This window comes from Streptomyces sp. NPDC037271, from assembly GCF_055603605.1.
Window position 1 is genome coordinate 96628 of sequence record NZ_JBVJVN010000013.1, and the last position, 14759, is coordinate 111386.

A 14759-nucleotide genomic window follows, 5' to 3' on the forward strand; every position below is an offset into this window, starting at 1 on the left:
TCACGCGCGCGGGCCCGGCGCCGAAGCCGGTGCCGGACGGTGACATCGAAGCAGGTGAGGACCAGTGGAACCGCAGAGTTTCCTGATCGTGCGAGCCGACGACCTGGTGGTCCTCACCGTACGGTTGTCGGGGTTCGAGACCGGTGACCAGGGCCCGTCCGGCCGGCCCGTCCTGGCGGCGACGGGCCCCGCGGCGACCGTGACCGTGGGGCTTCCGCCCCAGGCGATCCTGGAGCAGCCGACCGCCCCCGGTTTCCGGGCGACCGGTATCGTGCACACCGACTCGCGCCTGTCCGGCCCCGGCGAGCTCGTGTTCAGCGTGCCCGCGGGGACCATGATCGAGCTGAGCGCGGCCGGGATCCTCGGGGCGCTGGCCGACGGCCGCGCCCAAGTCGCCCAAGTCGCCCCGGTCTCGGCGGTCGAGGTCCCGTGGGGACTGAAAGTGGCGCCGCTGGCCCGGACCCAGGGCGCCGAGGTGGTGGCCGGGCACGCGGCCCGCCCCGTGGTCACGCCCGGGTCGGGCACGGTGGTCCTGTGGTCCATGCCGCTGCGGGCGAGCGACGCGACACCGGGTGACGCGGGGCTGACGATACTGCCCTCGTTCGTCGCGGACAGCGGCATCGTCGCCGAGAGCCCCTTCCAGAGCCCCTCCCTGGACGGGTGGCGGGGCGACATCGTGTCGTCCAGCCACACCGTCTCGCGGCCCCTGGCGACCCGCCTCGAGCTGACCGCGCTGGGCGGCTCGCTCTCGGCCGCCGGGACGTGGCCCTCCCTCTCGTGGACCCACGAGACGGTCCTCGGACGCGATCAGAAAGTGGATGTCACCGCGCAGGGACGACTGTGGCCGTTCGGCTTCCGAGCGATCTACCAAGAGGTCACCACGCGGGAGTTCATGCCTGTGCACGACCCGCAGGCCCTCGGCTGTGTCGCGGGACTCGTCAAGAGACGGACGCTGGTGATCATCCGACCGCTCCTCGACGGGACTCGCACACCGACCTTCCCGTTCGACGAGGTGGAGATCCTGGGGCGGGAATTCCCCCTCAGCGGCACGGTGGAACCGCAGGACCGTCAGTTGTTCCTCCCCGGGGGTGCCTCCGACCCCGTGTTCTTCCCGGTCCGCTGCCGCTCCGGAAATACGGACATCGAGTTCTCCCTCCCGCTGGTCTTCGTCGGCGACACACGTCCCGGCCCCTCCTCTGCCGTACTGGAAGAGTGGCGGCCCCACTCCTCGGCCCGCATCGCGGGCACCCACCTCGACATGGTCGGCGCGGGCAACAGGCCTGGAGACGTCCTGGAAGTACACGCGCTCACGTTCTCCGGCGATGACGGCGGCACAGGAAACCGTCCGGACGTCGTGAGGTTCGACGCCGTGCTGCCCGCCCTGCGCTCCCTGCTCGCCGGTGCCCACGACCAGGCACGGACACTGCGGTACGCGCCGCAGCTGCGCTCCCCGTCGGATCCGTCGACGGACGTCGAGGCGACCGCCGCCGTCCCGGAGGTTCCGTTCCTCTTCGACGCGCCGGCCGGTGTCCCGGTCGACTTCACCCGCAACGCCGACCGCTCGGGAGGCCTGGTCGCCCCCCGGTTCAGCGCGGACGGGATCTCCCGGGAACTGGGGCCCGTGCCGACCGGTGTGCTGACGGGCGCCCCGAACCTGGAAGCCGCGCTGGACTCCGCGTTCGGCGGGGCCACCCTGTTCGGCTTCCCGCTCGCCTCCCTCATCGACGCCGCGCTCGCTCCCAAGCCGCCCGCCATCGTCCAGCGGCGGGCGCACGACTCGCTGTTCACCGAGATGCGGTGGGAAGGGCTCAGGCTGAAGGCGCACGGCGCCTTCCGGGCGAGGGCCACGGGTCCACCGCCCGCACTCGACCTGTTCGCCGGATGCGCGCCGGCCGCCGGCTCACCCGGCGCGCTGGAACCCGTGACGACCTGCTCCCTGAAGAACTTCACCCTCGTCCTGCCGCCGCCACCGATGGCCCCGTTGGTGAAGCTGTCGTTCGACTCGGTGACGTTCCGGCGGACCGCGGGCCACGCACCGGCCGTCACCGTCGAAAGCCCGAAGATCGAATTCGCCGGCCCGCTGAAACTCCTGCAGGAACTCCAGACGCAGTTGGAGAAGCTCATCGCGGGGCACGGGCCGACCAGCGGCGTGTCGCCCACGGGCGTCACCGTGGGCTACGAGGTCGGCATCCCGAAGGCGGCGGCCGGCCTGTTCGTGCTGCAGAACGTGACCGGTCGGATGCGGGTGGTGGTCCCCTTCGTGGAGCAGCCGGTGACCGTGTCGCTCGGTTTCGCCAGCCGGGAGCAACCGTTCGCTCTCACGGTCTCCGCGTTCGGCGGCGGCGGGTACGCCGACATCGAGATCGCCGGCGACAACGAACCACGGGTGGAGATCTCCCTGGAGTTCGGCGCGATGCTGGCCGTCGACTTCGTGGTGGCCAAGGCCGAGGTGCACGCTCTGGGAGGGGTGCGCTTCCAGCGCCATCCGGACGGTCATGTGGAGCTGGAGGCCTTCATCAGGATCGGCGGCAGTGTGGAGCTGCTCGGCCTGGTCACCGTCTCCCTCGAACTGCGGGTGTCGCTCACCTACCTCGACGGCCCCCCGAGGCTCTTCGGCCGCGCGACCGTCGTGATCGAACTGGACCTGACGCTGTACTCGGAGACGGTGACGGTCGACAGCGGCACGTTCGAACTGATCGGCGGCAGTGCCCCCGAAGCGCGCATGGACGGCCTGTCGGTCGCCGAACGGGACGCGTCGGGCTTCGATGCGTGGCGACGCTACCGGAAGGCGTTCGCGTCATGAGTGACATGCTGTGGATCCCGGTGCCGGACGGTTTCGACGGCGACGGCCCTCTCCTGCGCGTGCTCGTCGTGCCGAGGCTGGCCGGCGGCACCCCGGCCGGGCACGGGATGGCCCAGTGGCCCCCCGCCGCCCTGACCGGTGGCACCGTGCGGGTCGAGACGTTCGCCCCGGGCGGAGCCCCACCGGCTGCTCCCGACAGGCAGTTCGACCTGGTGCCCCGCCTGCACGACCAACCGGGCGTCTGGCAACGGCTCGTGGCGGGGCTGCCCGTGGAAAGCGCCGAAGCCCGGCCGGCCGGGCCGGCCGACGCCCCGCTCACCGTGTACGCAACGTCCGAGGACCTGGACGAGGTGACACACACCTTCCACGCGGCGTCCAGGGCCGAGGTCACCACCCAGCTCGGCGCCGAGTCGCCGGACTACACCGGCAAAGTGCGTGACGCGCTGCTGAGTGACCACTGGCTCGGCCCGGAAGCGCCGCGCACCGCCGCCCCTCTGGCCGGTCCGCCGGCCGACCGGCCGGGATTCAACCGGACGTTGTCGCTGCTGCGTGAACATCCCGCAGTGCTGCGGGCACTGGGCCTGGTCTTCGAGCTCCGGCTCGGTCCCGGCGGGATCGACGACCCTGCCGCCGGGACGGTGCGGGTGGTGTGGCCGGGCCGTCCCGCCGGGCTGCCCGAGATCGTGTCTCCTCGCACGGCGTTCGGCGACGGCTTCCGGCCGACCGCCACGGGCCGGGTGGAGGGAGGCATGGTCACCCTCGACCAGCGGGACGGGAGCGGGGCCCCGCGCTGGCAGGTCGCCACCGTGGACGTGGACGTGGCCGCCCAGCGGATGCGGGAAGCCGCCCGCGCGCTGGCCACGCATCCGGGCGAGCAGCCCGCCCTGCCCGCCCTTCGCTCCGACGGGCTCCAACTGGTACTGCGCGGGCGGGGCGAGGACATGGAGAAACGACGCGCCACGGGAGCTCGTACGCTCGGCTCGGAACCGGACGTCCTCACCGCCGACGACCTGGTCCTCGGTTACCGCGTCGACGTTCTTCCCGGACTCGGCGGGGACGACTGGTTCTCGCTGCACCGGCGCAGGGCCACCTACCGCGTCCACGAACGGCGGCCCGACGGGGGCCTGTCCGACGACTTCACCACCCTCGGCGCGGGTGGCGAAGGGACCGGGGATCTGCCCGAGGAGGGGCACCTCAAGGCGAACTCCGCGGTCCAGGACGGCAACGGCCTGCACGCCGACGAGATCGTGGCCGGCTTCCGAGGGTGGAGCCTCGCCGTTCCCCGCCCGGCGTTCGACGGCACGCCCCGGCCGACACCACCGCCGGCACCGGGCACGAATATCAGCATGGCCTTCGAGGCGGAGGAGGGCACGCTGCCCCGGTTGCGCTTCGGACGTCACTACACCCTGCGGGCACGGGTGGCGGACGTCGCGGGAGGCGGGCTCGCGCCCGACGACCCGGCCGCCGGCCGGCACACGACGGCACCCGAGTTCTACGGACGCCACGAGCCGATCTCCGCCCCGGAGGTCTCGTTCCCGGAGCGGACCGACGCGGCCCGTCTCGGCCCGGGGGAATCGGTCGAGCACGTGGTCGTGCGCAGCGACCCCCTGAGGGGACTCGACGTCGGACGGTACGCCGAACTGACGGATCACTCCTTGAACGACGAGCGGGTGCTGGGTCCGCCCCGCTCCAGCCTGGCCGTCGCCGAACAGCACGGGATGCTCGACCTGGGGGAGGGCGCCGAGGCGGACCACCTGACCTGGGAGTGGGTCGGCCGCGCACTCGCCGCAGCGGCCCCGGAGGCGACGTCCGAACGTACCCGGCCTCTGCCCGACCCGGCCGCCGGCGGGATCGTGGCGGCCCGCAAGGAGCCGAACGCCCCCATGCCCACGAGGGCCTGGGAGGAGCCCTGGCCCGACCTCGCGCCCAAGACGCTGCGGCTGACCACCCCGTCCGCCGGACGACCCGTGGTCGGCTGGGAGGACGAGCAGCTCACGGTCCGCCTCGCACCCGCCGAACAAGTCACGCTCGACCTGTCGACGTTCCCCCAGGAGGACATCGTCGACCACTTCGCCCTGCTCACGGCCGCCGACCCGCCGCCCCCGCAGGTCTCGGTGAACGCCCTCCGGCAGGGCCGCCACCCGATGGTCACACCTGCCCGCACCCTCGCCCTCGTGCACGCCGTCCAGCACCCGCTCAGGCCGCCGGAGACCATGCTGACCGTCGACCGTGCTCCGGACTCGACGTTCGCGGTCCTCGCCCCCCAGTCCGACGTGTTCGACCCCAGGAGCACGGCCCAGCTGGCGATCACCGCGAGCTGGCGGGACGAGGTCGACGAGGTGTCCCACGAGGTGGCCGATGTGCCGGTCGACACTCTCACCGTCGCGGCGGACGGACCGGCACGTCCGCCGACGCTGTTCCGGCAGGAGTTCGGCGACACCCGCCACCGCACGGTCACCTACACCCTCCGGGCCGTCAGCCGCTTCCGTGACTACTTCCGTGACTCCGGAAACCCCGACGACTTCACCGTGACGAGACAGCTGGCTCCCGTGGTCGTGCGCAGTACCGCCCGGCCCGCCCCCTTGGCGGTCGCCTCCACCCGCCCGGCGTTCCTGTGGAAACGGACCGGGGACCTCGAGGCGGTCGGCCACGCGCTCGTCCACGAGCGTCTGGGCAACCGCGTGCAGATCGCCCTCGACCGGCCGTGGCACACGACGGGCGCCGGCGAACTCCTGGCCGTGGTCGTGCGTCCCGGGGAAGAGGCGACCACAGAGGCACTGAAGCCCTTCGTCACCCAGGCGGGTCTCGACCCTCTCTATCCGACCAGGGGTATACCCATGGGCACGCCGTTCGCCCGCCACCTCACCGGTGCCGCCGGACCGGAAAGGCGGCTGCGGCTCGACGAGGCCGGCGCGGACGTGGTCGTCGTGCCGTACCAGCCGGAGTTCCACGCGGAGCTGCAGCGCTGGCTCGCAGACGTGGTCTTCACGGGAGCGGACCGCACGTCGTTCAACCTGGCCCTCGTGCAACTCGCCCTCGCCCGGTACCAGCCGAACAGCCTCGACGGCCTCTCGCTGTCCCCCGTGGTGCGTACGGACCTGGTACCTCTCCTCCCCGACCGGTCGTTGCAGGTGACACGCCTCGCCGACCGGTACGAGGTCAAGGTGACGGGAGCCGTCTCACCCGCGCCCGCCGTCAACAGGGTGGACGTGATCCTGGAGCGCTGCGCCCTGCCGGGCGGTCTCACGGCCGACCAGGTCGACCTCGTCGGATTCGGCCCCGGGGCCGACGTGCCCGCGTGGCAGAGCACCGAGCTGCGCCGGCCGGAGCCCAAGCGGGTGGGTCTCTCCCCGGCGCTCAAGGAGTGGAAGTCGGAGTTCTTCGGGCGGAGCGGCCCCGGCCCGTACCGGGTGCGGGTCCGCGAAGTGGAGCTCCTCCCGAACAAGGAGCCCCGGCCCGGCACGTTCCTGCACTCCGGCACACCGGAGGAGGTCACCGAACGGACGGTATTCACCGAGACGGTGCTGCTGCCGGATGCCTTCCACTCCCTGTGAGGTCGCAGGGGCGCCTTCGCCACCCGCCGGGTCGACGCCGGGAGCGGGCCACCGTGCGGGAGGGGCTGAACCCCGCACGCTGGTGCCGGAGGTCCGCGAGGACGCGGCCGGTGACGCGGCCGGTCCGCCGCTGCTCCAGCGGAACCGGGTGAGCCCGCGAACGGGTCCCGCCCCTGGGACGTCCGCACGACCCCGGCGGCACCCCGGGCGTGGCCAGGAGGAGGTCCTCCGCCAGGGCGGGATCATCACTCCGCGCCTGGCAGTACACCCGGCGCGTGCACGGGCCGGGTCCTCGGCCTCGGCCTCGGCCTCGAGGCATCACGCTTCACCCGTCCGCGAAAGGCCCGCAGATGCGGCGAAAGGCCGGAGATGCGGGGGCCTTCCGGGCGCCGTACGGTGCAGTCACCAAGGTGCACTGCCATCAGGGAGATTTCCATGCACATACCTAGTGACCGCGTCGGTCTCTATCCCGTCCACGTGGAAATCGAGAGCGACGCCAATCATCGAGTGAGATTTCGATTCGACGAGTTCGTCGAGATCCCCAGTGGAGGCTCCACCTTCGCGGGGTCGTACCACTTCTTGAGTGCGGACGTCGCCGGCTTCTCCACCTCGAATCCGGTGCAGAGGCTCAAGGCCGACCTCATCGACCCTTCCGACTTTCCGCTGCCGGCCAGCGAGCCGGACGCCGTACTGAGGACGGTCTCCGACGCCCCGCCGACCTCGGCTCTGCAGGTTCACCACGTGAGGCTCTTCCTCGGAGGCTTCAGGGCTCGCGACTGGGCGGTGCGGTTCGAGACACCCGTGCACGCCTTCAATCTCGACGGGAGATGGCTGAAGGTGTGAAAGCGCTTCCCCTCCGGCGGCCCACGGCTCGTGAGGCCGACGAGTCCTGAGGCCGACGAGCGAGCCGGGCCGGGCCGCACCCCGCTCCCCGATCCTCGACGCGTCCTCGGTGAACGTCACGTCCCGCACGTCGTGCACGGCCTCGATTCGCCATTCCGGGCACGCGAGTTGCCCGATGCGCTGCTGCGATGCGTCACACGCCGTCATGTTGGTGATGGCGTGGATGGTCTGGCGCGAGACTTTGCCCGTCTTGATGTCGCGGCGCCATCGGTGGGTCCGCGCCGCCTGCACCAGGTACGGAAACCACAGACCCAGGTCGGTGACGGTCAGCGCGTGCGCAGGGAGCGGGTCACTTGCCCCAGGCCCGACAGGTGGCCGATGCATGGCATCTGATGCACAACCTGGTCAATGGTGCGGGACCGCCTCAACGGATGACCGAGGGCAGGGGCGGCGCGGTCCGGCACGCCCTTGCCCTCGGTGAGTGTCGCTAGGCGTTCATGCGAGTCATCCATCCATGCAGGTCTTCGAGGTGCCAGCTCCGCCTGATGCGACCGTTGTCGATCTCGTGGAACTCGTGAATGGCGATCTCGTCGTACTTGCCGTTCGGGGGGACGCCGAGGAACTCGCTACGGAGGGTACCGGCAAGGGCACCGCGCACGGCGACAAGTCCCGAGGAGGCGACGATGTCATGGACGATTACGTGTGCGTCGGCGAAGGCCTCGTGGAACGCCACGATGTGCGGCTTCATGCCCGCGGGGCCCGGCGGCTGGTCGGGGATGCTGGGAATGTCCTCCCAGTCGGGCGACAGCACGTCGTCGAGGAGGTCGGGCTCGCCGCCGATCGCCCGGTAGAGGGTTTCGACGAGCTGTCGTTCCTGGTCGGTGGTTCCAAGGACCCGGGGAGAGCTGTATGTACTGGTCATGGCGTTCCTTACGCTGAGAGGAGCTTGGCGAGGTCTTCCGTGGGTGCGGGGCGGCCGGGTGCGGCGAACATGCCAGCCGGGTCGAGATAGGCGTGCTGGGCTGGCGTGCCCGGCGCGAACCGGCGGCTCTCGGCGAGAGGGCCCACGTCGTACGCGTCGTAGCCGAGCGAATCGATCAAGGTGGCGACAGCTTCCTTGGCGGTGGCTTCGTCGCCGGCGATGGGCAGCGCGCTGCGGTCGGAGGCGCCGGTCGGGCGCCCCAGAGTGGCCAAGTGTTTGAAAAAGATGTTGCTGAACGCCTTGACAACGCGTGAGCCGGTCAGGTGCGTCTGAAGCAGGAGGTGGGCCGGGGTGTCGGCGGCGTCTATCTCGGGGACGCGGCCCTGGCGGGCGGGGTCGTAGTTGAGGGTGTCGATGACCACCTTGCCCTGGAGGGGTTCGGTGGGGACCTGCCGGTAGGCAGCGCGGCCGGGGTGTCACCGTGGCGGGAGCCACGGGCACTCTTGCCGTCCACCGCCAGGGTGTCGGCGCCGGAGGGGCCGCATCCCAGCAGGTCGGCGAGGCCACCTGGGCAGACTCGGTTGATGATCCGGCGGATCGTCGCCGTGCTCGGCGCGACGCAGACCGCGAAGGCGGACACAGTCCGGGCGCCGAGCCGGGCCAGGGTGTCCTGCGGGGCATTTCGCGCCCACTGTCCGATCGCAGTGAAGGACCGGCCCCGCACATGACCGCGGAGCAGGCCGTCAGGAGCACGCTCACGAACGGGTGACGCCTTCCGCGCCGGTCACGTGGATCGGGCAAGGTCGCCAGCCGGGACGGCAGGTCGCCGATGACGCGGTGCTGACGCGAGGGCGACTTGACCAGATACACGGTGGCAGACTGACGGCACGTCGAAGCTCCGGGAGATACAGGCGACTTGGCAGGTCACCGGCATCAACCGGAGCTTCGTTGCATGCGTGGCGGCTCGCCACCCATCGTCATGATGCCGTGACCAGAACGGATCCTTGATCGACAAGACTTTGAAACGCCCTGACCGCGGCGGGGATGCCGGGGCAGGGCCACTCCAATGTCCCGCCCCAGTCCGCCCCGGCGGGCGCTGCCGAGCGTCACAGCGCTGGATACGCCCTAGTTCTGTCCGGCCGATCTTGGGCTGTGGGAGGATGCCGTCCATGACTTGCATCCGAAGGGGCCGTGCCTCGTAGAACACCAGCTTTGATTCGGCCGCGGGAACGCGGCTGGGGTGGACCGTGGGTGCGGTATCGCGATGTCCCAGGTCTGTCGGGGGCGGCTAATGCCGCTGTCCGTGTGCTCGAACGGGAGCGATTGTCTCCGGGCATCGTGGCGGTGGCGCTGAGCGTGTGGTCCGTGCGTGTCCACGGCACGAGGCGCCGGTGGAGGCAATGGGAGGCGGAGTTCACCTGCCCCTGCTGCGGCGAGGGTTGGGCCCGGGACAAGCTGCAAGACGCTCTGTTCATGCTTCCGCCAAGGGCCGCCGGCGAACTCCGGGTGCTGGTCGATCGTCTGGACGCGGTGCTGCTCGGGCGAACGCATCACGAGCCGATGGGAGACCCGGAGTTGGCGTGGTGGCATCGCAGGTGCTGACCGTACCCATGTCACCCACTGGTTCGTTGACTCTTGGGTGACGGGTCGGGGGGATCTGACAGAGGCGGAGTGGTGACGTCTGGAACCGCTGCTTCCCACGGGCAGTAACCGCTGCGGGCGGTGGCGCGATCACCGTCAGGTGATCAACGGCATCCTGCACCGGGTGCGGACCGGGGTGCAGTCCGCGTGATCTGCCTGAACGCTACGGGCCGTGGAAGACCGTCTACGAGCGCCACCGGCGCTGGTCGGCCGACGGAACCTGGGAACGGCCGCTTCAGCAGGTGCAGGCCCAGGTCGATGCCGCCGGTGGGATCGACTGGGATGTCTCGGTTGATTCCACCTCGATCCGTGCCCACCAGCATGCGGCCGGCGCGCGGAAAGCTCCGCCGCCCGCCGCGTCAAAGGGGGCGGCCGCGATGGCACACCAGAGCGGAAGACCGTGGCCGAGACTGTGCGCCCGCCTGGCGGAGGTGGTGCAGGAGGTGAGGCGCTCGGTCGCTCCCGAGGAGGCTTCACCACCAAGATCCACCTGAGTGCCGACGGGCGTTGCCGCGTGCTCTCACTGTTGCTGACGGCAGGCCAGCGGGCGGACTGCACACAGTTCAGGCCAGTCATGGAACGCAATCGAGTGCCTCGACTCGGGCCAGGCCGCCCGCGCACCACACCAGACAGCGTGAGCGCCGATAAGGCATACAGCAATCGCCGGACCCGCCGCTCCCTGCGGCGACGCGGCATCCGCCACGTCATCCCCGAGAAGAGCGACCAGGCCGTGAACCGCGTACGCCGGGGCCGGGCAGGGGGTCGCCCACCCGGCTTCGACAAGGAGCCGTACAAGAAGCGCAACACCGTGGAACGGGCGATCACCAAGCTCAAGAACTACCGAGCTGTGACCACGAGGTACGTCAAGCGCGCAAACGTCTACCTGGGCACCATAGCCGTCGCAGCAACCATCATCTGGCTCCGGACATGACCGGCGGGACAGAACCTAGCCCGACACGGGTGTCAGCTGCTCATCCGCCCACTCGGCGAAGGTGGTGACCGGGACGCCCAACTCCCGGGCGAACTCGGGCCGGGCGGGCTGGAGGACCGCGTTGTTCCACTCGTGTCCGGCTCCCCACGTCGGCATGCCCGCGTCGAGGGCCTCTTCCAGGCTCATGGAGGGCGCGGTCACGGGCACGCCCCAGGCGGCGGACAAGGTCTGCGCGACCTGCTCCATCGTGCGCAGGTCACCGGCCAGTTCCAGTTCCACCTGGTGGAACCGGTCAGGGTCTCGAAGGGCGTGCGCCGCAGCCGTGCCGATGTCCCGCACGGCCACCAGGGCCAGTTCGGTCTCCGGCTTCAGCACCGTCAGCAGTCCGCCGCGCGGCCCCTTGGGTGCCAGCAGGGGCAGGTTCTCCATGAAGAAAGCGGGCTTGATCACCGTCCAGCGGGCAAAGCCCGCACCCCGCACCGCCTCCATGATCGCCTGCTTGGTGTGGAAGTAGTCCGCCATCGCCGCCCAGCGGCCCTCGGCCCAGCCGGTGACCCGGGTGTGCTCACCGACTCCACTGGTCGAGGACTGCACGAACTGCCGTACTCCCTCAGCCTTCGCCGCGTCCACCAGGTTGGTGGCCTGGACGAGCTCGCCCGCGAAGTCCACGCTGGTCTCGGTCATGGGCGGCGCCTGCACCGAGAACACCGCGCGGACTCCCTCGACCGCTGGGCCGAGGGAGTCCCGGTCGGAGAGATCCGCCCGCACCAGCTCGGCGCCCAGCGCCTCGATCGCTTGGGCGGACTTCGACCGCGGATCGCGTACGAGTGCACGTACGGGCACCTCGGCGGCCAGGAGTGCGCGGGCCGTGGCCCCGCCTTGCCGGCCGGTGGCTCCGATGACCAGGACGGCATCGCTGTTGATGGGCATGGTTGCTGCTCCTCACGGAACGGAGAACAAAAACGGCGGGGCCCGCCGTTTCACCTGCCGCTAAGATATGGCGGGGCCCGCCGTTTAGCAATGGGGAGATCATGACCGGTCAGCGCTCGGACGCCCGACGCAACTACCAGCGCATCCTCGACGTCGCCGAAGCCGAGGTCGCCGCGCACGGCGCCGAGGCATCCCTGGAGCAGATCGCCCGCACAGCAGGCGTCGGTTCAGCGACCGTGCGCCGTCACTTCCCCACCCGCCGCGCCCTGCTCGAAGCCGTCTTCCAGGAGCGCATCGAGGGCCTGTGCGAGCGCGCCCACCGGCTAAGTGAGAACGAGGACGGCCGCACTGCCCTCCTGGAGTGGCTCCACGCCCTCGTCCTCTACGCCGTCTCAGCCCGCGGATTCGCCAACACCCTCAGCTACGAGCCCCCCGCCGAGGAACCCTCCCCGCACTCCTGTGGCAACAGAATCGCAGCGGCCGGAACTCCCCTGCTCCAGCGGGCCATTCGCGACAAGGCGGTCGCACCGCACGTCACTTTTCACGACCTGCTGACCCTCGCCGTCGGCATCGCCCTGGCCACCGAGCACCACAAGGACCCAGAGACCCAGGCCGACCGCCTCTTCCGCCTCGCCGTGGAAGGACTCAGCCCTGAGCACGGCATCGCTGAGGTATCCGAGAACTCAGGATCTTCGGTACTGGTGACAGAAAGTCTGCCGAACGGGCGGTTGTGACACATGGGATGCCTGATCGGTGACAACCAACGTGCCTCGACCGGTCCTCTCCGCCTAGGACAGCGTCGGGTGGCCGGCGTGCTGCCGTCCGAAGAACTCCTCGGCCGGCACTTCCTGCCACACCTGGTAAGAATGATCCACTCTGTCCCCAGAAGAGAGGTTCCGATGCCCTGTTCGTGAAATTCCCCGGCATGGAACGGTCTTCCGCGTCACCCTGACCCGTCACCGAGAACGGGCCGCTACCGAACGCCCCCTCGGGCGCGGTCCTCTACGGCCACTGCCCGGCGCAAACCGACGGCGCACAACTCACAGAGACGTACCACCCATCCCCCACCGTTTCCCCAGGCATCCCTTGCGGCAATCGCACGACCACCCGAAAGGCATGACCAGAGCTTCACCAAGGTTGACGCGCCCGCGGCAATCACGATCCCCCACCGCGATGTTCTGGGGCGCATCGATGAATGCAACCTACAGCCGATGATTATCCGTGCCGGCGATATGAACGGGACCGGGGGCCGCCCAGTGGACTGCCGTTCGGGTGGCACTCTCCATATACACGCGCCACGCCGCTGCGACAGGTGTCGTCCGCACCCCGTCGACGCTCGCCCCGGCGTGCACCCTCCCACCCGTCCGATCCGCTCGGGCACGTCGCACCACGGAGACGGGCCATGAGGGACGTCACTCACCTTCGCCCAAGGACGGGAAGACCGTTTCTCGCGGTGCGGGGCCGTCCGCGGGCGGCGGGAGATCAGGCGGCGGCCGTGAGGGGGCCGGCCCCGGGGCCGAGCGAGCGCAGGATCCGCGCCTCCTCCTTCCGGGCGGCGGAAGGAAGGATCCGGCCGGTGGCGCGGCGGAGGGCGAGGCGGGCGAAGGCGTCGGCGGTCTCGTTGAGGTCGTGTCCGACGTGGCCCTTCAGCCAGCGAACCTGGACGCGGTGGCGGTGGCGGTGGCGCACCAGGCGGGCCATCAGTTGCCGGCTCTCCGGGAAGAGGAGGGCGCGGTGGGCGGCCGCCGGGTCGGCGGAGTGCAGGGCCGTGTCGACCACTTCGACCGCCTCGGTGCTGTCGCACAGCAGGACCACGGGTGCGTCCTCGTGGTCTTCGAGGAGGCTGAGGGCGGCGGCGCAGATGCCGATGACTTCGGCCTCACCGCTGCTCGAGGCCAGGGAGTCGCCGTGTCCGGTGGTCCCGTCCTCGGCGGCCCAGCCGTAGCCGCACCGTGCGGACTCGTCACCGACGGCGGCGTCGGCGACGGCCACGACGGCGGTGTCGGGGAGGTCGGCGAGCAGGGCGTAGCGGTCCACGTCGGTCGGGAGCGTCGCCGCCGGGTGTCCACCGTCACCGTCCTCGTCCGCGTCGACGGGAGGGGCGTCGGTGAGAACGGCGGCGAGAGCGCGGTGACAGTGCGGGCAGCCCCCGGCCCGTTCGGGGCAGTGCGCCCGGTGACTCGCGGTCAGTTCGCGCACGCTGCGCCACCCCTCGGGCTCGGCGTCGGCGAAGCGCGCCAGGGCCGCGGCGCGGCACTGCGCGACGAGCTCCGCGAAGGGCCCCGTGGTGACGCAGTCCCGCATCCGGTCGTGGAGGTCCGTGGCCCGGAGCAGCGCTTCGCGGGAGCGGGCGGCGAGCACCGCGGTGTCCTGGTAGGCGTCGTCCAGGGCGTCGAGTCGGGTGCGCCGCGCGGAGAGCGGGCAGGCGAGTGCGTCCCGTTCGGCCCGGCCGATCGCGTAACGGCCCCAGGCCAGCGCGGCGCGGGCGTGACGGCTCCACCGTTCGGCCACCGCGTCGTGCGGGAGGTACGGGTTCTCCTCCTCCCGGGCGTCGCGCAGGAGGGCCTGCACGAAGGCGTCGTCGTCGCAGTCCCGCAGTTCACGTACCGGTGCCGGCGGTTCGCCGCCTGCCGCATTCCGGTCCCAGGCCCACTGGGCGAGGTCGCTCTCCGGTGCCTGCGGTGTGCCGTCCGGCAGTCCCCTGTCGCGGAGTTCCTGCCGCAGGGTCTCGCCGAAGGCCGCCGCGAACGCCGTGCGCGCCACCCTCAGCTCCAGTGTGTCCACCGGTCGGGAGCGACCGGCGGGGCGGCGGGCACGCTGCTCCTTGTACCGGGCCTCCGCCTGCGACCGGGCCCGTCGCACCCTGCGCGCGTGTGCGCGCAGCCGTCGCAGCCGCTCGGGGAGCTGAGCCGAGAGTTCCGCGCGCCGGACGGCGCCGCGGGCGAGGACGTCGGCGTGGGCGAGGACGACGGTGACGGGACCGGCGAGCGAGGCGTGTTCCAGGGCCGCGGCGGTCTCCGGGGCGCAGATCCCGTTCATGCGGGCGAGGACGGCCTCCTGCAGGGCGGTGAAGTCGTCGGCGAGGCGACGGATCAGCTCGGTGTGCTCGGTGGGCGTCACGGTGGCCTTCCAGAT

At 71.0% G+C, this 14759-nt stretch carries 8 protein-coding genes and 1 pseudogene; 5 read left to right on the forward strand and 4 right to left on the reverse strand.

The window, feature by feature from the left end:
* Positions 1-64 precede the first annotated feature (64 nt).
* From ACZ7G3_RS22410 to ACZ7G3_RS22420, 3 genes are all read left to right on the forward strand, one after another.
* The gene (locus tag ACZ7G3_RS22410) at positions 65-2803 is read left to right on the forward strand and encodes a hypothetical protein (RefSeq protein WP_470927822.1); all 2739 of its coding nucleotides are present in this window, start codon (positions 65-67) and stop codon (positions 2801-2803) included.
* Positions 2800-6357 carry a hypothetical protein gene (locus ACZ7G3_RS22415; protein ID WP_470927824.1) on the forward strand — a complete coding sequence of 1186 codons (3558 nt, stop codon included), beginning with the start codon at positions 2800-2802 and terminating at the stop codon, positions 6355-6357. The genes ACZ7G3_RS22410 and ACZ7G3_RS22415 overlap by 4 nt, the downstream gene beginning before the upstream one ends.
* A gap of 477 nt (positions 6358-6834) precedes the next feature.
* Complete coding sequence (locus ACZ7G3_RS22420; RefSeq protein ID WP_426555165.1) at positions 6835-7200, forward strand: hypothetical protein; 366 nt, start codon at positions 6835-6837, stop codon at positions 7198-7200.
* A 487-nt stretch (positions 7201-7687) separates the two neighbouring features.
* Here the strand turns inward: ACZ7G3_RS22420 and ACZ7G3_RS22425 are convergent, their stop codons facing one another.
* Together ACZ7G3_RS22425 and ACZ7G3_RS22430 are read right to left on the reverse strand one after the other, a co-directional pair.
* Complete coding sequence (locus ACZ7G3_RS22425) at positions 7688-8122, reverse strand: ester cyclase (RefSeq protein WP_426517545.1); 435 nt, start codon at positions 8120-8122, stop codon at positions 7688-7690.
* Between the two features lie 8 nt (positions 8123-8130).
* Positions 8131-8544, reverse strand: a complete 414-nt coding sequence (locus ACZ7G3_RS22430; protein ID WP_470927827.1) for an NADPH-dependent F420 reductase — start codon at positions 8542-8544, stop codon at positions 8131-8133.
* A 1259-nt stretch (positions 8545-9803) separates the two neighbouring features.
* Between ACZ7G3_RS22430 and ACZ7G3_RS22435 the strand changes: the two are divergent.
* Positions 9804-10694, forward strand: a pseudogene (locus ACZ7G3_RS22435) (IS5 family transposase).
* Between the two features lie 15 nt (positions 10695-10709).
* On the opposite strand, the gene ACZ7G3_RS22440 reads toward ACZ7G3_RS22435, so the two are convergent.
* Entirely contained in the window at positions 10710-11624 is a 915-nt protein-coding gene (locus ACZ7G3_RS22440) for an NmrA/HSCARG family protein (RefSeq protein ID WP_470927829.1), read from the reverse strand.
* Between the two features lie 101 nt (positions 11625-11725).
* Here ACZ7G3_RS22440 and ACZ7G3_RS22445 point away from each other — a divergent pair, with 101 nt between their 5' ends.
* Positions 11726-12358, forward strand: a complete 633-nt coding sequence (locus ACZ7G3_RS22445) for a TetR/AcrR family transcriptional regulator (RefSeq protein ID WP_470927831.1) — start codon at positions 11726-11728, stop codon at positions 12356-12358.
* A 748-nt stretch (positions 12359-13106) separates the two neighbouring features.
* Here the strand turns inward: ACZ7G3_RS22445 and ACZ7G3_RS22450 are convergent.
* The gene (locus tag ACZ7G3_RS22450; protein WP_470927832.1) at positions 13107-14744 is read right to left on the reverse strand and encodes an RNase H family protein; all 1638 of its coding nucleotides are present in this window, start codon (positions 14742-14744) and stop codon (positions 13107-13109) included.
* Positions 14745-14759 lie beyond the last annotated feature (15 nt).